The sequence below is a fragment of the Streptomyces sp. Act143 genome, assembly GCF_003143935.1.
In the GTDB taxonomy this organism is placed as follows: Bacteria; Actinomycetota; Actinomycetes; order Streptomycetales; family Streptomycetaceae; genus Streptomyces.
The window spans coordinates 516,265-537,276 of record NZ_QFRX01000001.1; the positions used below are offsets into that span (position 1 = coordinate 516,265).

Consider the following 21,012-nt stretch of genomic DNA (forward strand, 5'->3'; position numbering starts at 1 on the left):
CTATTTCTCGTCGTCTGCGCGACGCTTCGCCAGCAACCTCCAGGGCTTCCGTCGGGGCGGTGCTTGCAACGACCTGTCCGGCGGCCGAGAGGGAGCGCACCCGGCGGCCGGAGGGTGCCGGACTTGACCGCGTCACCAGGGCGCGGGCGCCGGGGGCTCCACCACCGGGGGCCGGTCGTCGCAGGTGAGGGTGTTCGGCAGCATCCAGCCGGCGAGCCAGCCCCCGTCATTGCCTCCGAGGTCGGTCAGCGCGAACTCCGATCCACCGGCCGGGAAGTTGAAGGAGCCGCAGTTGTTCACCCCGATCGCGCCGACATTGCGGGCGTCCACGTTCTCGAAGGTGGCGGAGCCCTTCGTGCGGGCGCTGAGCACGGAGTTGCCGGTGCCGTCCACCCGGATGTCCTTGAAGTGGACGGATGGGATGTCGTAGCGGTCCTTCACCCCGTACTCGCTGACGAGCATGATCGCGTTGTGGGTGCTGTCGAGGTAGTGATCGCCCGTGACCCGGATGTCGGCGTCGATGGAGCCGTCCAGGGCGTAGAACCACAGAGCGCCCAGCCCGATCCGCCAGTTCAGGTCGAGGGTGCCGGCGCGGACCGTGGTGTTGTCGGTGAAGTGCAGGAACCCGCCGAACGGCGTGGCGCCGAAGCGCGCCCCCGCGTGCAGTCCGCTGCCTTCGCGCACCGGGTCCGCGACCAGGTTGCCGCTGACGGTGTTGTCCCGCCCGCCGTAGATGGCGATGCCGTTGGCGAGGGTCGGGGACTGCACCGTGTTGCGGGTGAAGATGTTGCCGGAGTCGGCGGTCTTCTCCGACCACATCGCCAGGCCGTCGTCACCGGTGTTGCGGATGAAGTTGTTCTGCACGAGCGAACCGGTCACGCCCGTGTGGAAGTTGAGCGCGTCGGCGATCTGGTCGACGATGACGTTGTCGCGCACGCGCAGGTTCTCCATGGGGCCGTCGAACCACAACCCGGCCTTCGTGTGGTGCAGATACAGGCCGCTGATGGTGGAGTCGCTCATGGCGCCGCCGATCGCGTTGACCTGATCGGTGTCGACGCGGACACGGACGTCGCCCTCGACGGCGAAGCCCGACAGATGCACGTTACGGCTGCCGCCCTCCGCGGCGCTCTTGCCGTACAGGCCGACGCCCGTGTGCCGGGAACCGTCGGGCGCGGGGGTGTCCAGGGTGACCTGGCGGCCCTTGAGGACCGTGTACCAGCTGCCCGCCCCGGTGATCGTGACGTCGTCGACCTCGATGTGCCGGTCGACCTGGAAGGTGCCCGGCGGGAGGTAGACGGGCCGGTCGGCGCGGCGGGCGAAGGCGATGGCCCGCTCGATCGCGGGCGCGGCGTCCCGCCGGCCGGTGGGGTCCGCGCCGAAGCCGCGGACGTCCACTCCCCCACGCACAGTCCTCGGCGGGGCCACCAGCTGGGAGTCGAGCAGATCGATCACGGTCCAGGCCGCGCGGCTGCCCGCGGGCACCGTCAGGCGCACGCGGTCGCCCGCCCGGTAGGTGCGGCCCAGGAGCAGGCGCTGCTCGTCGTAGAAGTGCGTGGGCCGGAACGGCTTGTCGATCTGCGGGGCGGGCGTGGTGGCCGACGGCACGCACGAGCACTCGGTGATCCACCAGTCGGGGTGCAGCAGGCCGGCGCGGGGGTCGTTGGTGAAGGGGTACTGGTTGTAGAGCCAGGAGTACTGCGACGTGAGCGTCATGGTCGCGCGGTGCCGGCCGGCGACGCTCACGTCCAGGGGCGCGGTGGTCCCGCCGCCCTCGGGCGCGTCGGGGACGCTGTAGCGCACGTTCAGAGCGTTGGCGGCGCGCGGCAGGACGAATTCGACGTACTGCCCGGGCGTCAGCCGGACGGCCCTCCGCCCGGACGCCTCCGAGGCGAGGGTGTACGGGGTGCGGTCGGGCCCGATGACCGTGCCGTCCGTGGTGACGTTCTCGGCTTCCTGCTCGTCGAAGTCCACGTCCGCGCCGCGTCCGGCGACCAGTGCGGGGTCCAGTCCGGCGCGGGTGACGACCGGCCGGGTTCCGGAGGCGTCGGGTGTGCGGGCGGGCGCCGCGGTGGCGGTGCCGTCGGCCGCCAGGCCGAGGGAGAGCAGCGCGCACAACACGGTGGTGGCTCTCGCGCCGGTGCGGGCGCGGACACGTCTGGAGGACATCGGGGCTCGCTTCTGTCGAGGGGTGTGCGGTGGACGTGAACCAGGACCTGGACATGCGCGGGGTGGCACACCCCAAGGCGGCGGGAGCACGTGGAACCTGCGCGCCCGGCCGGCCTGCTCCGGACGGCCGGGCGCGCAGGGAACCGTGGGTCAGGCTCCGTCGGCGGCCCGCAGCCACACCGCCGTGTCCGGCGGCAGCGTGCCGTCGGCCCCGAGCGGCCCGCTGGCCAGCAGGAGCTCCCGGTGCGGGGGCAGGCCGGCGGGCGCGGCCGACAGGTTGACGACGCAGATCACTCCGCCGGGGCGGGCGAAGGCCAGCACTCCTTCCTCGGCGGGCAGCCACCGCATGGGCCCGTCGCCGAAGCCCGGCTCGGCGCGGCGGAGACGCAGCGCCTGCCGGTAGAGCGCGAGCATCGAGGCGGCGTCGGCGCTCTGGCGGTCCACGGCGTACTGTGCCCAGTCCTCGGGCTGCGGCAGCCAGGGGACCGCTCCCGCGCCGAACCCGCAGTACGGGGCATCCGCCTCCCAGGGCAGCGGGACCCGGCAGCCGTCGCGGCCCGGGTCGGTGCCGCCGGAGCGGAAGTGCATCGGGTCCTGGATCCGGTCGAGAGGGATCTCCGCCTCGGGCAGGCCCAGTTCCTCGCCCTGATAGAGGTAGACCGACCCGGGCAGCGCCAGGGTCAGCAGGGCGGCGGCGCGGGCTCGGCGGCTCCCCAGGGCGAGATCGGTGGGGGTGCCGAAACGCTTGGCGGCGAAGTCGAAGCCGGTGTCGTCCCGCCCGTAGCGGGTCACGGTGCGGGTGACGTCGTGGTTGCACAGCACCCAGGTGGCGGGCGCGCCGACCGGGGCGTGCTCGGCGAGGGTGTCGTCGATCGTGCGGCGCAGCCGGCCCGGCTCCCAGGGGCAGGACAGGAAGGTGAAGTTGAAGGCGGTGTGCAGTTCGTCGGGGCGCAGGTAGCGCGCGAAGCGTTCGGCGTCGGGCAGCCACACCTCGCCGACGAAGACCCCGCCGTACTCGTCGGCGATGGCCCGCCAGGACCGGTAGATGTCGTGCAGCTCGTCCTGGTCGATGTACGGGTGGGGGTCGACGCCTTCCTCGAAGTCGGCGAGCGCGGGGTCCTTGGCGAGCAGTGCGGCGGAGTCGATGCGGACGCCGGCGACGCCGCGCTCGAACCAGAAGCGCAGGACGTCCTCGTGCTCCTGGCGGACCTCGGGGTGGGCCCAGTTGAGGTCGGGCTGTTCCGGGGTGAACAGGTGCAGATACCACTCGCCGTCCGGGACGCGGGTCCAGGTCGGTCCGGAGAACTGCGAGGGCCAGTTGTTCGGGGGCAGTTCACCGTTCTCGCCCCGTCCGGGGCGGAAGTGGAACCGCTCCCGCTCCGCGCTGCCGGGGCCTGCGGCCAGGGCCGCCTGGAACCAGGTGTGCTGGTCGGAGACGTGGTTGGGGACGATGTCGACGATGACGCGGAGGTCGAGCGCCGCGGCCTCGGCGATGAGTTTCTCGGCTTCGGCGAGGGTGCCGAAGGCGGGGTCGATGGTGCGGTAGTCGGCGACGTCGTAGCCGCCGTCGACGAGGGGTGAGGCGTACCAGGGGGTGAACCAGACGGCGTCGACGCCGAGTTCGGCGAGGTAGGGCAGTCTCGCCCGGACGCCCGCGAGGTCACCGGTGCCGTCGCCGTCGCCGTCGGCGAAGCTGCGGGGGTACACCTGGTAGATGACGGCGTCGCGCCACCAGTCGTCGGTGCGGGGCGCATGAGGGGCTGCCACAGAGCGTTCCTTTCGGGCAGGAAGAGGTTCCTCGCCGCCGCCCCGGTTGCTGCGGGGCGGATGGACGGGGCGGCGGCGAAGTTCATGGGGGGTCCGTGCGGTGGGCGTCAGCCCTTGAGGCCTCCGGCGGTCAGGCCGCTCATGATGTTGCGCTGGAAGACGAGGAAGATGAGCAGCGTCGGGATCGAGGCGATGGTCAGTGCCGCGATCAGCACGTTGACGGGCACACCGTTGGACAGCGAGTAGATACCGACGTTGAGCGTCTGTCTGGCCGGGTCGGGCAGGGTGAGCATCGGCCACAGGAAGTCCTTCCAGACTCCGACGACCGCGAAGATCGACACCACGCCGAGGATGGGCCGCGAGATCGGCAGCACGATGGAGCGCAGGGTCCGCATCGGACCGGCCCCGTCCATGGATGCGGCGTCCAGGAGCTCCTGCGGGATGGAGTCGAAGAAGCGCTTCAGCAGGAAGATGTTGAACGCGTTGGTGACCGACGGCAGCCAGATCGCCCAGGGCGAGTTGAGCAGGTTGCGCTCCACGATCGGCACGTCCAGAACGGTCAGGTACTGCGGTACGACGAGGACGGTCGCCGGGATCATCAGCGTGGCGAGCATCATGCCCAGGATCGCCTTGCCCAGTACGGGACGGAGCTTGGACAGCGAGTACGCGGCCGCGACGTCCAGGACGAGTTGGAAGGCGAGCGCGCCGAACGCGTAGTAGAGGGTGTTGAACAGCAGAGAGGACAGGTCCATGACGTCCCAGGCCTGGCTGTAGTTCTCCGGTGTGAAGCTTCGGGGCACCAGGGTGGGCGGGGTCTGGATGACCTCCTGGGTGTCCTTGAAGCCGCTGGAGACCAGCCAGTAGAGCGGCCCGAGGAACACCAGGCTGAATCCGCCGACGACCAGGGCGAAAACGGTCCAGTACACCGCCTTGCCCTTGCGTTTGGCGAGGACGGCCGGCGCGATGAGGGTGCGTGTGGACATGGTGGACTCCCCTGGCCTACTTGTCCTCGGCGCGGCTGAGCTTGACGTACAGCGCCGACAATCCGGCGAGCAGTACGAGGAGCATCAGACCGAGCGCCGCCGCGGCACCGTAGTTGTTGAAGTTGAAGGCGTACTGGTAGATGAGGTAGACGACGGTGGTCGTGGACCCCTCGGGGCCGGCGCCGCCGGTCAGGAGGAAGGGTTCGACGAAGACCTGCATCGTCGCGATGATCTGCATGAGCAGCATCAGCGACAGGATGAGGCGGGTCTGCGGGATGGTCACGTGCCAGATCTTGCGGAACAGGCCCGCGCCGTCGAGTTCGGCCGCCTCGTACAGCTCACCGGGCACTCCTTGGAGTGCGGCGAGGTAGATCAGGGTGGCGCCGCCCATGTTCATCCAGGTCGCGGCGATGACCACGGACAGCATGGACAGGTCGGGGTCCTGGAGCCACTGCTGTTCGGGCAGGTGCAGGAAGCCGAACAGCTCGTTGAGGAGCCCGTATCCGGGGTCGTAGAGGTACTTGAAGAGCAGGACCGAGGCGACGGGCGGCAGCATCACGGGCAGGTAGACGAGCAGGCGCAGATAGCCCTGGCCGTGCCGGAACTCGTTGATGACCACCGCGACGACGAACGGCACCGCGAAGCCGAACACCAGCGCCAGGACGGTGAACAGCAGGGTGTTGCGCCAGGCCTGCCAGAAGGCGGGGTCGTTGAAGACGGTGACGAGGTTGTCGAAGCCGACCCAGGTCGTCCGGCCGCTCTCGGTCTTCTGGAAGGCGAGGAAGAACTCCCGGATCATCGGATACCAGGAGAAGACCAGGAAACACAGGACGGCTCCGATGAGGAAGCCGTGGGCCGTCAGGTTGCGCCTGAGGCTTCTGGCGAAGGAGCCGCCGGGGGCCGACGGGCCCGCGGTGCGCGGCTCGGGAGGGCGGGGAGGTCCCGCCTTGCTCGGGGTCAGGCTCGGGGCCGACATCGTCGCTCCTCGGTACTCAACTGCCGTGTCTGCGGCCGTATCTGCTGCCGTTGCAGCGGACGTATCTGCTGGCGTTGCTGCTGCCGGGCGGGGCCGCCGCGGACGGGCGGCCCCGCCCCGGCCGGTCACTGGTTGGCCAGGACCTGGTTGACCTGCGACTCGGCGGTGGACAGGAGCTTGTCGATGTCGGCGTTCTTGTTGGTGAGGATGCCGGACATCACGTTGTCGAGGACCTTGTAGATCTCCTGGGCCTTCGGCGGCTCGGCCTTGCCCGGGACCGGGTTGTCCATGAACGCCTTGAAGTTGGCGACCGGCATGGTGGCGTTGGCCTGGCGGGCCGCGTCGTCCTTGGTCTTGGACTCGTTCAGCCAGAAGTTGGGCTGCGGGACACCGACGGGAAGCTTGTCGGCCTTGGTGCGCTCCCAGTCGAACTGGCCCTTGCCGACGGTGAGGTTCTTGAAGTTGAGCCAGGCGATCGCGGCCTTGACCTTGTCGCCCGAGATGCCCTTCTTGATCATGTAGTTGTTGCCGCCGGCGAGGGTGCTCTGGCCGCCGGGGATCGGCCCCATGCCGAAGTTCTCGTACTGGGCGCCCAGTTGCTGGACCATGTACGCGATGTCGTCGGGTGCGGCGAGGAACATGCCGAGCTTGTCGGTGGCGATCTGCTTCTGCAGGTCGCCCCACTTCAGCAGCTGGGTCTTGCCCATGCTGTCGTCGTCCCAGCGCATGGCGTGGAGGTTCTCGGCGACCTGCTTGCCGATCTCGTCGTTGAAGGCGGCCTTCTTCCCGGTGGCGTCGACTATCTCGCCGCCACGGCTGTACATCTGGGCGGTGAAGTGCCAGCCGCCGGTGTTGCCGGCGCTGTACTCGCCGAAGCCGGCGATGCCGTCGCCGAGGCCGGCGATCTTCTTGGCCGCGGCGCGGACCTCGTCCCAGGTGCGCGGCGGGGTGTCGGGGTCGAGGCCGGCCTGCTTGAAGAGCTTGCGGTTGATCAGCAGGCCCATCGTGTAGTTGCTGGTGGGCAGGCCGTAGAGCTTGCCGTCCTTCTTGAGCTGCCCGAGGACGTTGGGGTCGATGTCCTTGAGCAGCGGCACCGTCTTGTCGTTGACGTACGCGCTGATGTCGGCGGCGCCGCCCTCGGAGAGGACCTGGTCCAGGTCGGTGAAGTAGGTGTAGAAGACGTCCGGCTGCGACTTGGCCTTCAACATGGCCGTGAAGCGCGCCGGTTCCAGACACTGCCCCGGGGTGGAACGTCCCTCGATGGTGACGTTCGGGTACGTCTTGTTGAACTCGGCGACGTCCTCCTTCCACTCCTTGAGCTCGGCAGCCTTCGCCGTCGGGGGCATGCAGTCGATGGTGAGGGTCACCTTCGTCTTGGGGTCCAGCGGGGCGGACGGGTCGCTCGATCCGCTCCCCTCGGAGTTGTCCCCGTTGTCACTGCTGCTGGTGCCGCAGGCGGCCAGGGCGGTCAGTGTCAGGGCGGAGACGAGAGCGACCGCGCTGGCGCGGCGCGTACGACGGAACCGGGCAACTCTCATGGGTGGGTCCCCTTCGGGCATGACGTGGAGGAGGCCCCACCTTCGGTACAGGTGCGTTGTGGGGCGGGCCACACTCAACCACCGCCGACAAGTGAACGCAAGATTGCGCGTCAAATTCGTAATTGCTCGACAATGCGGTGTCGTCTGGGCAGCAACGAAGCAAGGGAGACGCGACTGCCGACCTACGCCACAACCGCCGGGAGGGCCGGCAGAGGGCCACGCCACGACTCGCACCCGGGGCCGTGCCGCCGAACCGCCGGTAGCGACGGCAAATCGGAAGCGGTGCCGCCGGGCGGCGGCCAAAGGGCGAACGACCAGCGGAACCGGAGGACGCGGCGGCTCCACGCCGCCGGGCAGCACGGGCCTGAACGCATCCGCCCCACCCGCGCCCCGGCCTCACCGCACTGCATGCCTGCTGCGACGGCACTTCGATGCCGTCCGCCCGACCCGCTTCCGCAAACTCCGACGCTATGGACGCAAAGGCTTGATAAGCCCGAAGGGCCAGGGGCTGCGATTGCAGCGCCTGGCCCTAGCTCTCAGCCCGACCGGCACGGCCGCCCGGCCGGGCCCGGACACCTCAGGCCGGCTCCTCGACCGTGTGCGAGTCGGTGAGGGCGAGCGCGCCGCCTGCGGCGATCAGGCCGACGAGCACGGCGAGCACGCCGTAGATGATCCGCTCGCCGTGGAAGAAGGACTGCACGAGGTCGTCGCTCCAGACGCCCGCGGGCAGTCGGGTGGTGACCAGTGCGGCGATCAAGGTGCCGACCACGGCCGTGCCGACGCTGGTACCCACCTCCTGGGCGGTGTCGTTGAGCGCCGCGCCGATCGAGGTGCGGTTGTCCGGCATCGCGTCGACCAGGGCGATGGCGCAGATCGTCATGACGGTGCGCAGCCCGACGGTCATCACGACCATGGAGGCGGCGATCGCGACGTACCCGTGGTCGACACCCCAGGCCAGCCCGGCGAGCGCGCCCGCCAGACAGGCCGCACCGACCAGGCAGGCGATGCGGTGGCCGAACCGCTTGGCGAGACCTTCCGACAGCGGGGTGGCGACGATCATGGTGACGATGATCGGCAGGTTCGCCAGACCGGCCCGCACGGGGCTCCATCCATAGGCGTACTGGAAGTGCAGGATGAGCCCGAACATCACGCCGGCCATCGCGATGGACGTACCGATCTGCGCGATGGCCGCGCCGCGGACGGTCCCGCCGGAGAAGATGGTGAGGTCCAGCATGGGGGCGGCGCTGCGGCGCTCGTGCCGCACGAACGCGATGCCCGCGGCCAGGGCCCCGGAGATCGACGCGAGCGTGGTGGCGGAGAGCCAGCCGTGCTCGACGCCGCTGGTCAGCGTGTAGCAGGCCAGGCCGATGGTGAGGACGCTCAGGACGGCGCCCGGCAGGTCGAGCTTGTCGTCGGTCAGGTCCTGAGGACGGTCGGCGGCGACTCCGAGCCGCACTCCGATGCCGGCGATCAGGGCGATGGGCGCGTTGATCAACAGCAGCCACTGCCAGCTGACATGCGCGAGCGCGGTGCCGCCCAGCAGCGGGCCGAGCACGAACCCGGACATGCCGACGACGATCATCAGGGTCATCGCCCGCATGCGCAGGGCCTGGTCGCCGAAGAGCCGGAAGACGAGCGAGTTGGTGATGGGGGCCATGGCCGCGGCGGCGATGCCGAGCCCGGCCCGCAGGGCTATGAGCTCCCCCGCGGAGTCGACGGCGATGACGCCGAGGCTCAGCAGGCCGAACACGGCGAGGCCGATGAGCAGCACCCGTCGGCGTCCGAGGCGGTCGGCCAGCGACCCCGCCGTCAGCAGGAGACCGCCGAAGGTCAGCGAGTAGGCGCCGGTGACCCATTGCAGGGCGGTTGTGCCGCTGCCGAGGTCACGGCCGATGGTCGGCAGCGCGATGGACAGCAGCGTGTTGTCGACCATCTCGACGAAGAAGGCCAGGCAGAGCGCGGTCAGTGGCATCCAGGCCGCGCGCAGTGATGAGTAGGTACGGGTGGAAGCGGACTCGGTGGTGGTGGTCGCGGTCATGGCCGGCCTCCTCTCTGAACGTCGCCGAGCCTCGGGAGGCGCTCGGCGTGGGAACAGGGTTCGATTAACGAACGGCGTTCTATACTGGAACGCCGTTCGACAGTAGAACGTAGTTCGATGAAGGCGCAAGTCTGTGATTGGATGGATGCCATGCCACGCCCGCGCACACGTACCGCTACCGAGAGCACTCCCCGAGGGCGCCAACGTGCTTCGCACTCCATGGAGGCCGTCCTCACCGCAGCCGTGGCCCTGCTGGACGAGGCGGGCGCATCGGCCCTGACCTTCCGCGCCCTCGCCGCCCGGCTCGGCACGGGTGTCGGCACGATCTACTGGTACGTCTCCAACAAGGACGAACTCTTCGACCGCGCCACCGATCACGTGGTCGCCGGGATGCTGACCGCCGTCGAGGAACAGCCGCAGAGCGACGACCCGATCGCCGACCTGCGCGAGATGGCCGTCACCCTGTTCGACGCGATGATCGACCGACCCTGGCTGTCGGCCTACTTCATGCGCAACACCGACGTCCAGGGCCACTCGCTGCGCCTGTACGAAAGGCTCGGCCAGCAGACACTGCGCCTCGACCTCACACCGCGGCAGCGCTTCCACGCCGTCTCAGCGATCTTGGGCGTCGTGGTCGGCACCGCCGCCGACCTGGGCGCGGAACTCCCCCAGGAGCTGCTCGACGGGAAAGTGGACCGTGTGGAGTACCTCAGCCGCTACGCCGAGACATGGCGGTCGCTCGATGCGGCGGAGTTCCCGTTCGTCCACCAGATCGCCGACGAATTCGCCGAGCACGACGACCGGGACCAGTTCCTCGCCGCACTGGAACTGACACTGGCGGGCCTGCGCCTCCAGGCCGAAACCCCCGACACTCACTGACACGCCCGGCCCGCGCCACCCGGGGCACAGGACCCTCATCCTCGGCCGCCCTGTCCGCCGGCGGCACCTCCGGGGCCGCGATCACCGCCGGGCGCGGGCGACGACCCGACCTGACGTCGCACCGGCCCTCCGGCAGACTGGACCGCGTGGAAGAGACGGACCGGCAGCTCGATGAGCGGCTGGAGAAGGCCATCATGAGCCTCCTGCAGCGCCGCGCCGACACCGCGTCCATCTGTCCGTCCGACGCGGCGCGCGAGGTCTACGAAGGTGACGGCGACGGCTGGCGGGCCCTGATGGAACCCGCTCGCCGAGCGGCATGGCGCCTGGTGGCGGCCGGCGAGGTCGAGGTGACGCAGGGCGGCCGACCGGTCATGGAGACACAGGCGCGCGGACCCGTCCGGATTCGGCGCGCACTTCGGTGACGGCGGCGTGGCGCGGGCACGTACCGCGGCAGCTGCAACCTGCGACCCGACACATCCACCGGATCCGGCGCGGGACCACGTCCAGCCGCATCGTCCGGTGTCGCGACCGAGCTGACGTCGGATGTGCCCGATGATCTGGTGGCGAGCTCTGGACCCGTGACGCCGTCGGCCACGCGCTCACCCCTCGGGAATGGATCAGGCGCACCGGAGATGCGGGACCGCAGGGCCCCTCGACCAGCAGCGGATCACCCGAGACCTGCATCCCCCTCGCGGCGCAGAGGCGAAGGGGTCGGAGAGCGAGCGAGCCGGAGGAGAGATCGTGGATAACTCGGACAGTGGTCGGGACGCAATGCCGGAGGGCTGCGCCGGGGATTTCGCCCAGGTCGGTGATGACCGATGACGAGATGGACGCCCCGGCCCGATGGCGGACGGCCGTCGGGAAAACCGTGTTCCCACACCTGGACGGCCGACCCGACACCGCTGAGTGAGGCGTGCCCGTCCTGCGCGGCACGCGGGCGGGTACCGGATGGCCAGTTGCTGTGCCTGACCTGCGGACACGTGGGCTGCGACGACAGCTCTCCGGGTGCGCACGCCACGGCCCACTTCGACGCCAGCGGACACCAGGTGGCCCGGGCTCTGGGAAGCGACCGCGCATGGGCCTGGTGTTACGAGGACGAGGTGTACCTGGACCCGCTGGACGAGCCTGTGCCGCCGCCCGCACCGCGCAGTCCCGAGTCCGTCTGGGACTACCCGCGGCCACCCGCCGTGCGGGAGGACGACCGCCTCGTACGGGTTGAGTGCGCCGGCACGGTGGTGGCCGAGACCCGCCGAGCGGTTCGGGTACTTGAGACCAGCCATCCCCCTGTCTTCTACATCCCTCCGCAGGACGTCCGCACCGAGCTTCTGTTCCCGGCGGTCTCGGGCCGGACCTGGTGCGAGTGGAAGGGGTCGGCCCAGTACTGGGACGTCATCGTGGGAGACGACGCACGCGTTGGCGCCGCTTGGAGCTATCCGCGTCCCGAGCCCGAGTACACAGCCCTCGCCGGCTTCTACGCCTTCTACCCGAGCCGCATGGACCGCTGCGTGGTCGCCGGGGAAGAGGTCACGGCGCAGGAGGGCGACTTCTACGGCGGCTGGATCACCTCGGAGATCAGGGGGCCGTTCAAGGGTGCGCCGGGCACCCAGTTGTGGTGAAGCAGCGAGCCGCACCGGCCGTTACAGTGGAAGAACCACCTCTGCCGGGTCTGCGGCACCCGTGTGTCGCAGCCGGGTCGCCACCTGAACCGCGCGGAGGTGCACTGTGCTGCACGACCCTGTCGCCCCTCGCCGCCTCCCCAGCGATCGAAGCTGGATGCGAGATGCCGCCTGTCTCGACGAAGATCCGGAACAGTTCTTTCCGCTCACGGAACTGAACAGCAATCCGCAGGTCGACCAAGCCCGCACTGTGTGCCGCCGTTGCCCGGTTCTCCTCGCCTGCCGTTTCTGGGCCGTCGAGCACGGCGAGGACGCCGGCATCTGGGGTGCCACGACGGCGGCCCAGCGGCGTGCCATCCGACGCGCGATGCTCGACGAGCGACGCCCCGACACGGAGTAGACACCGCAGGTGGCATCAGCTCTCCCCGTCAGTCTCTGTGCGAGATGCCCGACGAAGGGAAGCCGTGTGGACGCCGCTGTACGCCACCGTCGCCTACGCAGCCGGCCACGCCCTGGGCACCGCCTCCGACCGTCGTGCACGCACCCGCATCATCACCAGCCTGACCGCCCGCACGGACACGGCCGCGGCGCGAACCCTCTGGCCCTACGCGGGATGGTGCGCCTTCGCCACCGTCCTCAACGCATCCCTCGCCCGGCAGAACTCCACGCGCTGACTCTCAGCTCGCGGGCACCCGCACAGGGGAACGACCGCCCGCCGGCCACGCCGGCGGCGCACCCCACCATGCGTCTCCGGCGTCTCGCCCGCAGGCTGACTGCATGGCCACCGATCATCCTGTCCTTGTGTACCCGCCCGCCGAGGACGGCGGGCGGCGCGTGCGAATCGACGACCACTTCGTCGGCATCGCCTACAGCGTCCTCGACATCGCCGCGTTCGTTCAGGAAGCCGGGCTCCAGGATTGGGACGAGATGGACGTCGTTCGGTCCGCGCTGATCGAGTGGCGGGGCGGCGGCCCGGATACCTGGCGGGCTGACTGATGACGACAAGCCGGCTCGCTGAGGTCCGTCGGACCCGATCCACAGCTCGGTGCGCCGGGGCGACGCCCCGCAACCGTGTCCGTGTCGTTCCGCCCGGCCGCCGGTCCGTCGTCGTCAGCCCACGGGAATGACGTCCCAGACGATCTCGATGTCTCTCATCGCTTCTCTGCCGTGTGCTCCGAGTGCGTGGGCCCGGGCTTCGTCGAAGACATTGTCGAGCCCCTCATCGACCGTGAGCACCCGTCCCATGAACCCGCACGCGGAGCACACCGCGTACATCACTGCCAGGGCCTTGTCGGGTCGCGTTCGATCGGACTGTTCCATGGTCAACCTCCCAGGCATCATTCGACGATGTGCGCTGCTTTGGATGCGGGAAGTGACTTCCATCGGGAACTTCACGGGTCAGCGGCGGTGCGATGCGACGCGGACGTTCACGCGGGACAGGTCACCGCCGTAGTGAGCCTGGAGCCGTGGGTCCATGATGCGCCGCCACAGCGGAGGAAACCACGCCATCACCATCATCGTCGCGTAGCCGGAGGGCAGTTGCGGCGCCTCGTCGAAATGGCGCAGTGTCTGGTAGCGGCGCAGGGGATTGGCGTGGTGGTCGGAGTGCCGCTGGAGCTGGAACAGGAACAGGTTGCTGACCGTGTTGTTGCTGTTCCAGCTGTGCCGCGGTGACACGCGCTCGTAGCGCCCGTCGGGGCGGCGTCGCCGCAACAGCCCGTAGTGCTCCAGGTAGTTGACCGTTTCCAGCAGGCAGAACCCGAGCACCGCCTGGAGGAACAGGTAGGGCAGGACGACAGGCCCGAAGCACAGTGCCAGCGTGGTGAACAGCACCACGGTCAGCGCCCAGGCCGTCAGCACGTCGTTGTGACGGCTGACGGCACGTCGGCCGCGCCGTTCCAGCCGTCGGCACTCCAGATGCCAGGCCGAGCGCAGACTGCCGGCGACCGACCGGGGCAGGAAACGCCAGAAGCTCTCCCCCATGCGGGAACTCGCGGGGTCCTCGGGCGTTGCCACGCGGATGTGGTGGCCGTGGTTGTGCTCGACGTAGAAGTGGCCGTAGCCGCTCTGCGCCAGCGCCATCCGGCTCAGCCTTCTCTCCAACTGCGCGCGTTTGTGACCCAGTTCGTGTGCGGTGTTGATGGCCACGCCCGCGACCACGCCGGTGGTGGCGGTCAGACCCAGGCTGTCCACGACCGACAGCGACCCGCCCGCCCACCGGCCGCACGCCCAGACGACGGCGCCGAACTGCAGGGGCAGGTACAGATAGGTGCACCAGCGGTAGTAGCGGTCCGCCTCAAGGCGTGGCATCGCCTCCTCGGGAGGGTTGGCGCTGTCCTCGCCCGTGACGTGGTCGAGCACCGGCAGCAGAACGAACGCGAAGACCGGCCCCCACCACCACAGCGCTCGGGCGCCGGTGAGAGCGACGAGCCCTGCTGCCTGAAAGGGCAGCGTGGGAACGGCCAGGGCGAGCAGCCACATGTACCGCTTCGGATCACGCCACCGTTGAGCGCCGTCACCGTAGCGCTGTGCCATGAGGACCTCCGGGCAGGGATGTCGCGCTTCCGCCGCCCGTACGGGAGGGAGCCGGCGGAAGCGCGACCGGGGGGAGTCCTGAGGTTGTCAGTGCCCGGGGTCGCTGACAAAGGTGGCGCGGCGTCAATATTTTGACGGACCGTCAGATGCGGTAGCGGTACTCCTTGCCGAGCGGGCCCCCTGACACACTGTCCGGATGGTTGCGGTCACTCCTGTATCGGAACGCCCTGATCCGCCGCGTGTCGCCTGGCGTCGTCAGATGCGCGAACGCGTACTGCGCGAGGCGTGGACGCTGGCCGCGCAGAACGGCTGGGACCGCGTGCGGATCGCCGACCTCGCAGAACGGGCTGAGGTGTCGCGGCCCTCCATCTACAAGGAGTTCGGCGACCGGGCAGGGGTCGGACAAGCCCTGGTGGAACGCGAGACCGAGCACTTCCTGCTCGGTCTGGCGGCAGTGCTGGGCGCGGACCGGCGGAGTTTCTACGATGCCCTGCGGGAGGGCGTGGCCCACGCGCTCGCCGAAGGGCGACGCAATCCGTTCATCCGCGCCGTGCTCATGGCCGCGCGGGGCGGCACCGACGCGTTGCTTCCGTTCCTGACGAGCCGGCCCGACCCGGTGTTCTCCTCCGCTCGTGATCTCCTGACCGTCTGGTTGGCCGAGACCGTGCCGGGGGCCGCGCAGCAGCGGCGCGTGGAGGCCGCGGACGTGGCGGTGCGGCTGACGCTCAGCCACATGCTGCTGCCCGGCCCGGGCGACGCTGACGTCCCCGCCCGCGTCGCCCGTGCCACGTGCGCGGTTCTCGGCGTTCCCGGCGCCTCGGCGGGCTGATGATCATCCGGCCCGCTATGCCTTGCGGGCCAGCCCTGCGGCGATGAGGTGTTCCCAGACCGTGAGTTCTCGTCTGCCTCCGATGTCCCTCGCGTCGTCGGTCTCGTCGGGACGCCACAGGGACGCGGGCACGATGCCTGGGTCGAGGATCTCCAGGCCGTCCAGCAGGGAGGCGATCTCCGCGTCGGTGCGCCACCGGCCGCGGCCGAACGTCTGCTGGAGGACCGCCTCGGCCTCCGCGGTCTCCGGGTTGTTGCCCGAGCGGAAGTGGCTGATGAAGAAGTAGCTGCCCGAGGGGACGTGATCACGCCAGTGGCGGACGATGCCGGCCGGGTCCTCGTCATCGTTGACGTGGTGGAGGATGGCGCTGAAGATCACGGCGACCGGGCGAGCGAAATCGATGATCTTGAGCGTATCGGGGTGCGTGCGAATGCCCTCGGGATCGCGCACGTCGACCGCGACGACGCGGGTCCGGTCGTTGTCCTCCAGCAACGCACGGCCATGGACCAGCACTTGGGGATCGATGTCGACGTAGACCACCCGGGACTCAGGCGCGTGCCGTTGCGCGACCTGGTGGACGTTGTCCGCGGTCGGCAGGCCGCTGCCCAGGTCGATGAACTGCCGGACACCGGTGGTCCTCGCGATCTCCCGGACCGCGCGGGTCAGGGCCGCGCGGTTGGCGAACGCGATGGCGACCGAACCGGGCAGATCACGCTTGAACACATCGCCGATCTCGCGGTCCACGGCGTAGTTGTCCTTGCCGCCGAGCAGGTAGTCGTAGACGCGGGCGATGCTGGGCTTGGTCGGGTCGATGGCGGGGCCGTCGTACGTCATGGCGGTCATTCTTCCCGACAACATCGCCGGTGTGTCCCCGATCGGGGCCTTCTCTCAAGCTGTGCAGAGGACACCGGCGTCGTGTGCCGTAATCCACTGGGCGAATTCCGCGAAGGGATCAGCCGTCCGCGAGCCGGGCTGCCGTGCGCACCCGACTTGATCGGGCACAGGATGTCGGGTCAGGCACGGTGCGCCCTGCCTAGCGTGGTGGTCGTCAACAGGAAGGAAGCCTGGCGTGCTGGAGCGACTGAACCAGGCCATGGAGCACATCGAGGGCCGTCTCAGCCAGGACATCGAGGTGGCCGAGCTGGCCCGTGTCGCGGCCACCTCGGAGTACCACCTGCGCCGGATGTTCTCGGCGCTGGCGGGCATGCCGCTGTCGGAGTACATCCGGCGCCGTCGGCTCACCGTCGCGGGAGCCGACGTACTCGCGAGCCGCGAGACGCTGCTGGAGATCGCGGTGCGCTACGGCTACGGCTCCGGCGAGGCGTTCGCCCGGGCGTTCCGCGCCATGCACGGCGTCGTCCCGGGCGAGGCCCGACGCACTGGCGCCGCGCTCAGCTCTCAGCCCCGGATGACCTTCCGTCTCATCATCGAAGGGAGCAGCAGCATGCGATACCGCGTTGTGGACAAGGCGGACTTCACGGTCGTGGGGCTCAAGAAGCGCGTACCGCTGGTGCATGCCGGGCCGAACCAGGCGATCATCGACTTCGTGCGCGGCATCGACCAGCGGACCCTGGAGCGTCTGCAGCAGTTGTCGGACCAGGAACCGGAAGGCATCGTCGCGGTCTGCGACGATCTCGACCCCGGCCGCGCCGAGGGCACCGAGCTCGACTACTACCACGCGGTGATCACCTCCGCGGCTGCCCCTGAGGGCACCACCGCCCTGGCCGTCCCGGCCGGCACCTGGGCGGTCTTCACCACCTCCGGGCCGGCACCGCAGGCCATCCAGGAGCTGTGGCGGGACGTCTTCACCGAGTGGTTCCCGTCGAACCCGTACCGCAGCCGTACCGGCCCCGAGATCCTGCGCACCCGCCTGTCGCCCGGGACGAGCGAGGCCGACGCCGAACTGTGGCTTCCGGTGGAACCCGAGCTCGGCTGACACAGGAGGCAAGCCGGGGGCAGGCGCGTGCGAGCGCTCCGGTCGGTCCTGTCGGCCGGTCCCCGGCGAGAGCGGCTCCTTGACCACGCGTGGGTGGGTTCTGCTTTCGAACCTGCCCCGTGGGCCTCCCCCACGAGGCGTTCTGGGTCGCCGTCGCCCGGCGGCGGGGCGTTCGTTCGCTCTCCTTGTGCGGTCCAGCCGGCAAGTAGGGTGACCGGTATGGCGACCGATGCGGATGGCGGCGTGGAATGGCGTGAGTTCGCCGAGCAGATGGCACTGCTCGCGCGCGAGTTGCTGTCCCAGGAATCCGTGCAGGCGACCTTGGACAAGATCGTCGAGTCTGCGGTCGAACTGGTTGACGGCTGTGACGCGGCTGGAATCCTGGCCGTGCGCAAAGGGCGGGCGGTGACCGTGGCCGCCCATGGGGAGATGGTGCGGGAGTGCGACCGGCTGCAGGGTGAGCTGGGCGAGGGCCCGTGCTTCGACCTGGCTCGGGGCAAGGGGGACGAGCGGGTCTACCGGATCGCTGACCTCACCCGGCCGCAGTCGCAATGGAAACGGTTCGCGGCCGGGGCTCAGCGGCTGGGGGTGGGCAGCATGACCGGCGTCCTGCTGTACACCGACCGTGAGGACTTCGGCGCGCTGAACCTCTACGCGCGCCGGCCCGGCGGCTTCGGCAAGGACATCGAAACGGCGGGCTGGCTGCTGGCCTCGCATGCCGCCGTAGCCCTCTCCAGCAGCAGGACGATCGACCAGTTGCAGCACGCCATGGACTCCCGACACGCGATCGGCGAGGCCATGGGGATCCTCAGGGAACGCCATCAGCTCAGCGAGGAGGACGCCTTCAGTGTTCTGCGCCGTATCTCCCAGCAGCACAACATCAAGTTGCGGGACGTAGCTCAGCGGGTGCGCGCCCAAGGCCCAGATCCTGCTTGACCGGGGGTGGCCAGGAGCCGGCCCTCACTCCTGGCGATCACCGTGTGCGGCATGGGCGGGCAGCGGCCGGGCTCCCCGCCCATGCCGCGTTCACGTGGCTCGGCGGTAGGTCAGCTCTTCGCCACCGCACAGGTGTAGGGGGACGTTCCGGATCCGCTGAAGGCCTCCATGTCGAGGTAGTAGGTGCCCGTTCCGGAGGCGGTCCGCTTGAAGGTGAGGGCCTCGTCGGTGCCCGCGCCGTCGTTGACGGAGCGCTGAAGGGTGCTGCCGGCGGAGTCGAGCCAGTACGCGTCCGCGTCGTAGGCGGCCGGTATGGCGCAGGTCAGGGTGACGGTCTGGCCGGAGGCCAGGGAGAACTTGTAGTAGTCGCGGTCGCTGCTGGACTTCATGTCGCCGGAGAGGGTCACGGGGGCGGCCGACGCGGTGGCGTCGTCGGCGGTGTCACGTGTGTCGTTGGGTTCGGACTCGGACAGGGTGCTGCCGCCGGACTGGCCGCAGTCGGTGACGGGTGTGCCGCTGTAGAGGTTGGCGTCGGGCACCCCGCCGATGACGCTGCGCAGGTAGTAGCCGCAGGTGGGCCGGTTCCTGAAGTCGAAGCCGGTGCCCGGTGTCAGACGCCAGATCTTGAAGCCGGAGTACGTCAGCGGCGTGCGGTCGACGGCCTGCTCGGGCTGGTGGTCGCCCAGGACGACATAGGCGTCCTTCCCGTACTGGGTGCCCTCGCCGTTGCGGTCGATGAAGAGCGAGCCGCCTTCCTCGACGCCCACTCCCCAGGCCGCGCCGCCCGGGGTGAGACCGTCCTTGACGGCCCTGGCGACGAACGCCATGGTCCGCCCCATGCGGTCACGGGTGACGAAGTGGGAGTCGTTGACGACGGCGCCGTAGTCGGCCCACTGGAACATGCCGGTGGTGAAGCTGATGGCACGGTCGTAGGGGTTGGCGAGGGCCGCGGAGCTGGTGACGCTGCCCTGGCAGGCGTCGTAGACGACGGGGCTGTTGATGTGGTGGCCGGCGCTTCCGCCGCCGGATCCGCCGCCCTTGGCGACGACCGACTCCACGGAGGCCTCCAGTGCGGTGCCCTTCCAGGCGGCGTACCGGCACTGGTCGCCACCTGCGAAGTAGACGAACTCCGCATTGCGGATGTCCGTGTTCACCTGTGCGTCGTTGCCGTCGCCGGCGGCGGTGAGGGTCCACGTCGTACAGGAGTTGACACCCGCGAGGGACATGACGGTGTCGCACTCGGGGGTGGTGCTGCCCGACGTGGGGGCCGATCCGGCGAGGACGACGACGTCGAGGCTGCCGCTGCCGCCCCGGATGTCGTCGATGGCGCGTGCCATCGAGGCGGCGACCACACCGCCTGCCCCGTTCATGGTGAACGCGGGCCCGTTCCAGGAGGTGCGGCTCGCATCGGTGGCGCTTCCGAGTCTGATCCGGTCGGCGGCCGCGTGGGCCGGCTGATGAACGGCCAGGGGCAGGGCCAGAGCGCCCATCGCTACGGCTGCGTAGGCGAACGTGCGGGCGCGGCATGACGTCATGAGGGCTCCAGGGGCTGGGAGGGGGCTGCGTTCAGGGCGGGCGCTCGCCTTCATCGCCGAAGGTGGCAGCGCATTGAGTCGGTAGCGGAAGATACAAGTCGCTCACCAAAAGCGGAAGATGTACTGCGGATCTCCGGCCGCGCGAGCATCTCGCTTCGATCAATAAGCAGGTGAAAGCCCATATAGCCGTGTCCATGAGCCCTGGAACGCCGCGTTACGCGAACGTAACGCCTGATACATCTAGTCAAGCCAAGGTGGATTCTGTAACTTCGCTGCTGTGTTGCCGACGGCAGGGATCCGTCGGTAGAGATCCCGAGAGGTTCCATCACCATGAACACTCGACTCGCCCAGCGTGTCTCAGCTGCCGCTGCGGCTGCCTTGGCCCTGACCACCCTCTCCGCCTGCGGGGACGGCGACGACGCCGCGCCCGCGGGCGCGAGCAAGGTCTCCGTCGCCGGAGTGGAGATCAAGAAGGACCAGGCCCTGCACGACCTGCTGCCGGACCAGATCAAGAAGGCCGGAAAGGTACGGGTGGCGACCGACGTGCCCTACCCGCCGTTCGAGATGTTCGTGAAGGAGGGCGAGAGCGAGCTCACCGGCCTGGACCACGACCTCGGCCAGGCGCTGGGCGCGAAGCTCGGCGTGAACTTCGCCTTCACCCCGCAGAAGTTCGACGGGATCGTGCCCGCCATCCAGGCCGGCAAGTTCGATGCCGCCATGTCCGCCATCACTGACAACAAGGAGCGCCAGCAGGTCGTCGACTTCGTCGACTACTCCCACTCCGGCTCCGGCATCCTCGTCGCCGACGGCAACCCCTCCAAGATCGCCGACCTGGACGGCCTGTGCGGCCAGAAGGTCGCCGTCCAGGCCGCCACCAATCAGCTGGACCTGCTGAAGTCCCGCCAGCAGGCCTGCTCCGCCGCGGGCAAGGGGGAGATCGACATCCAGACCTTCCCCAAGGACTCCGACGCCCAGCTGGCCCTGCGCTCCGGCAAGGTCGTCGCCCAGGTCCTCACCAAGCCCGCCGCCGGCTGGGTCGCCAAGACCGCCGACAACGGCAAGGCCTTCGACCTGGTGGAGGACGCGGCGGCGCCGGGCGGGTACAACGCCTCCCCCAACGGCATCGCCATCAGCAAGCAGCTGCCCGAGCTGACCGACGCGATCCAGAAGGCCCTCCAGGCCCTCATCGACGACGGCACAGTCAGCAAGATCTACGGCAAGTACGGCGTGGCCTCGATCGCGGTGCAGAAAGCCACCCGTAACGCGGCGGTGGACTAG

General features: G+C 69.5%; 20 protein-coding genes. 10 read left to right on the forward strand and 10 right to left on the reverse strand.

Annotated features, from left to right (window positions below; genetic code table 11):
- Positions 1 to 132: 132 nt before the first annotated feature.
- The 6 genes from DI272_RS02235 to DI272_RS02260 all read right to left on the reverse strand — a co-directional run bounded on the left by DI272_RS02235 (position 133) and on the right by DI272_RS02260 (position 9,468).
- Entirely contained in the window at positions 133 to 2,166 is a 2,034-nt protein-coding gene (locus DI272_RS02235; protein WP_109493441.1) for a glycosyl hydrolase family 28-related protein, read from the reverse strand.
- A gap of 150 nt (positions 2,167 to 2,316) precedes the next feature.
- Positions 2,317 to 3,933 carry a glycoside hydrolase family 13 protein gene (locus DI272_RS02240; protein WP_109493442.1) on the reverse strand — a complete coding sequence of 539 codons (1,617 nt, stop codon included), beginning with the start codon at positions 3,931 to 3,933 and terminating at the stop codon, positions 2,317 to 2,319.
- Between the two features lie 107 nt (positions 3,934 to 4,040).
- Positions 4,041 to 4,916, reverse strand: coding sequence for a carbohydrate ABC transporter permease (locus tag DI272_RS02245; RefSeq protein WP_109493443.1), 876 nt, complete (start codon positions 4,914 to 4,916; stop codon positions 4,041 to 4,043).
- Positions 4,917 to 4,932: 16 nt separating this feature from the next.
- Positions 4,933 to 5,892: a carbohydrate ABC transporter permease gene (locus DI272_RS02250; protein WP_109493444.1), complete on the reverse strand. Its 960-nt coding sequence runs from the start codon at positions 5,890 to 5,892 to the stop codon at positions 4,933 to 4,935.
- 125 nt (positions 5,893 to 6,017) lie between these two features.
- The gene (locus DI272_RS02255) at positions 6,018 to 7,430 is read right to left on the reverse strand and encodes an ABC transporter substrate-binding protein (protein ID WP_109493445.1); all 1,413 of its coding nucleotides are present in this window, start codon (positions 7,428 to 7,430) and stop codon (positions 6,018 to 6,020) included.
- 577 nt (positions 7,431 to 8,007) lie between these two features.
- A complete protein-coding gene (locus DI272_RS02260; RefSeq protein WP_109493446.1) occupies positions 8,008 to 9,468 on the reverse strand; it encodes an MFS transporter in 1,461 nt (486 codons plus the stop codon).
- Between the two features lie 219 nt (positions 9,469 to 9,687).
- Between DI272_RS02260 and DI272_RS02265 the strand changes: the two genes are divergently transcribed.
- The 6 genes from DI272_RS02265 to DI272_RS02290 all read left to right on the forward strand — a co-directional run bounded on the left by DI272_RS02265 (position 9,688) and on the right by DI272_RS02290 (position 12,959).
- Entirely contained in the window at positions 9,688 to 10,347 is a 660-nt protein-coding gene (locus DI272_RS02265; protein WP_109493447.1) for a TetR/AcrR family transcriptional regulator, read from the forward strand.
- A 146-nt stretch (positions 10,348 to 10,493) separates the two neighbouring features.
- Positions 10,494 to 10,769: a DUF3253 domain-containing protein gene (locus DI272_RS02270; RefSeq protein ID WP_109493448.1), complete on the forward strand. Its 276-nt coding sequence runs from the start codon at positions 10,494 to 10,496 to the stop codon at positions 10,767 to 10,769.
- Positions 10,770 to 11,165: 396 nt separating this feature from the next.
- The gene (locus DI272_RS46145) at positions 11,166 to 11,963 is read left to right on the forward strand and encodes a DUF427 domain-containing protein (protein ID WP_109493449.1); all 798 of its coding nucleotides are present in this window, start codon (positions 11,166 to 11,168) and stop codon (positions 11,961 to 11,963) included.
- 157 nt (positions 11,964 to 12,120) lie between these two features.
- The gene (locus tag DI272_RS02280; RefSeq protein ID WP_109493450.1) at positions 12,121 to 12,363 is read left to right on the forward strand and encodes a WhiB family transcriptional regulator; all 243 of its coding nucleotides are present in this window, start codon (positions 12,121 to 12,123) and stop codon (positions 12,361 to 12,363) included.
- A gap of 64 nt (positions 12,364 to 12,427) precedes the next feature.
- Positions 12,428 to 12,637 carry a tryptophan-rich sensory protein gene (locus DI272_RS45060; RefSeq protein WP_258314435.1) on the forward strand — a complete coding sequence of 70 codons (210 nt, stop codon included), beginning with the start codon at positions 12,428 to 12,430 and terminating at the stop codon, positions 12,635 to 12,637.
- A gap of 103 nt (positions 12,638 to 12,740) precedes the next feature.
- The gene (locus tag DI272_RS02290) at positions 12,741 to 12,959 is read left to right on the forward strand and encodes a hypothetical protein (protein WP_109493452.1); all 219 of its coding nucleotides are present in this window, start codon (positions 12,741 to 12,743) and stop codon (positions 12,957 to 12,959) included.
- A 114-nt stretch (positions 12,960 to 13,073) separates the two neighbouring features.
- On the opposite strand, the gene DI272_RS02295 is transcribed toward DI272_RS02290, so the two are convergent.
- Positions 13,074 to 13,283 carry a hypothetical protein gene (locus DI272_RS02295; RefSeq protein ID WP_146238304.1) on the reverse strand — a complete coding sequence of 70 codons (210 nt, stop codon included), beginning with the start codon at positions 13,281 to 13,283 and terminating at the stop codon, positions 13,074 to 13,076.
- 78 nt (positions 13,284 to 13,361) lie between these two features.
- On the reverse strand, positions 13,362 to 14,498 hold the full coding sequence (locus DI272_RS02300) for an alkane 1-monooxygenase (protein WP_109493454.1): 1,137 nt from the start codon (positions 14,496 to 14,498) through the stop codon (positions 13,362 to 13,364).
- Between the two features lie 259 nt (positions 14,499 to 14,757).
- Here DI272_RS02300 and DI272_RS02305 point away from each other — a divergent pair, with 259 nt between their 5' ends.
- Entirely contained in the window at positions 14,758 to 15,327 is a 570-nt protein-coding gene (locus tag DI272_RS02305; protein ID WP_181387064.1) for a TetR family transcriptional regulator, read from the forward strand.
- Between the two features lie 15 nt (positions 15,328 to 15,342).
- On the opposite strand, the gene DI272_RS02310 is transcribed toward DI272_RS02305, so the two are convergent.
- Positions 15,343 to 16,170, reverse strand: coding sequence for an SAM-dependent methyltransferase (locus DI272_RS02310; RefSeq protein WP_375138022.1), 828 nt, complete (start codon positions 16,168 to 16,170; stop codon positions 15,343 to 15,345).
- 226 nt (positions 16,171 to 16,396) lie between these two features.
- Between DI272_RS02310 and DI272_RS02315 the strand changes: the two genes are divergently transcribed.
- Both DI272_RS02315 and DI272_RS02320 read left to right on the forward strand, forming a co-directional pair.
- Complete coding sequence (locus tag DI272_RS02315; protein ID WP_109493456.1) at positions 16,397 to 17,263, forward strand: AraC family transcriptional regulator; 867 nt, start codon at positions 16,397 to 16,399, stop codon at positions 17,261 to 17,263.
- Positions 17,264 to 17,482: 219 nt separating this feature from the next.
- Complete coding sequence (locus DI272_RS02320; protein WP_109493457.1) at positions 17,483 to 18,199, forward strand: GAF and ANTAR domain-containing protein; 717 nt, start codon at positions 17,483 to 17,485, stop codon at positions 18,197 to 18,199.
- A gap of 110 nt (positions 18,200 to 18,309) precedes the next feature.
- Here DI272_RS02320 and DI272_RS02325 read toward each other — a convergent pair whose 3' ends face one another.
- Positions 18,310 to 19,734 (reverse strand): pre-peptidase C-terminal domain-containing protein, encoded by a 1,425-nt coding sequence (locus DI272_RS02325; protein WP_181387065.1) that lies wholly within the window; start codon positions 19,732 to 19,734, stop codon positions 18,310 to 18,312.
- A gap of 330 nt (positions 19,735 to 20,064) precedes the next feature.
- On the opposite strand from DI272_RS02325, the gene DI272_RS02330 reads away from it, so the two are divergent.
- On the forward strand, positions 20,065 to 21,012 hold the full coding sequence (locus DI272_RS02330) for an ABC transporter substrate-binding protein (RefSeq protein ID WP_109493458.1): 948 nt from the start codon (positions 20,065 to 20,067) through the stop codon (positions 21,010 to 21,012).

Excerpts from the sequence above, each read along its gene's own strand:
- DI272_RS02245 (WP_109493443.1), bottom strand. The coding sequence starts at position 4,916 with ATGTCCACACGCACCCTCATCGCGCCGGCCGTCCTCGCCAAACGCAAG.
- DI272_RS02320 (WP_109493457.1), top strand. The coding sequence starts at position 17,483 with ATGGCGACCGATGCGGATGGCGGCGTGGAATGGCGTGAGTTCGCCGAG.
- DI272_RS02280 (WP_109493450.1), top strand. The coding sequence starts at position 12,121 with ATGCGAGATGCCGCCTGTCTCGACGAAGATCCGGAACAGTTCTTTCCG.
- DI272_RS46145 (WP_109493449.1), top strand. The coding sequence starts at position 11,166 with ATGACGAGATGGACGCCCCGGCCCGATGGCGGACGGCCGTCGGGAAAA.
- DI272_RS02310 (WP_375138022.1), bottom strand. The coding sequence starts at position 16,170 with ATGACCGCCATGACGTACGACGGCCCCGCCATCGACCCGACCAAGCCC.
- DI272_RS02265 (WP_109493447.1), top strand. The coding sequence starts at position 9,688 with ATGGAGGCCGTCCTCACCGCAGCCGTGGCCCTGCTGGACGAGGCGGGC.
- DI272_RS02325 (WP_181387065.1), bottom strand. The coding sequence starts at position 19,734 with ATGACGTCATGCCGCGCCCGCACGTTCGCCTACGCAGCCGTAGCGATG.
- DI272_RS02305 (WP_181387064.1), top strand. The coding sequence starts at position 14,758 with ATGCGCGAACGCGTACTGCGCGAGGCGTGGACGCTGGCCGCGCAGAAC.
- DI272_RS02255 (WP_109493445.1), bottom strand. The coding sequence starts at position 7,430 with ATGAGAGTTGCCCGGTTCCGTCGTACGCGCCGCGCCAGCGCGGTCGCT.
- DI272_RS02295 (WP_146238304.1), bottom strand. The coding sequence starts at position 13,283 with ATGGAACAGTCCGATCGAACGCGACCCGACAAGGCCCTGGCAGTGATG.
- DI272_RS02290 (WP_109493452.1), top strand. The coding sequence starts at position 12,741 with ATGGCCACCGATCATCCTGTCCTTGTGTACCCGCCCGCCGAGGACGGC.
- DI272_RS02300 (WP_109493454.1), bottom strand. The coding sequence starts at position 14,498 with ATGGCACAGCGCTACGGTGACGGCGCTCAACGGTGGCGTGATCCGAAG.
- DI272_RS02235 (WP_109493441.1), bottom strand. The coding sequence starts at position 2,166 with ATGTCCTCCAGACGTGTCCGCGCCCGCACCGGCGCGAGAGCCACCACC.
- DI272_RS02330 (WP_109493458.1), top strand. The coding sequence starts at position 20,065 with ATGAACACTCGACTCGCCCAGCGTGTCTCAGCTGCCGCTGCGGCTGCC.
- DI272_RS02260 (WP_109493446.1), bottom strand. The coding sequence starts at position 9,468 with ATGACCGCGACCACCACCACCGAGTCCGCTTCCACCCGTACCTACTCA.
- DI272_RS02250 (WP_109493444.1), bottom strand. The coding sequence starts at position 5,892 with ATGTCGGCCCCGAGCCTGACCCCGAGCAAGGCGGGACCTCCCCGCCCT.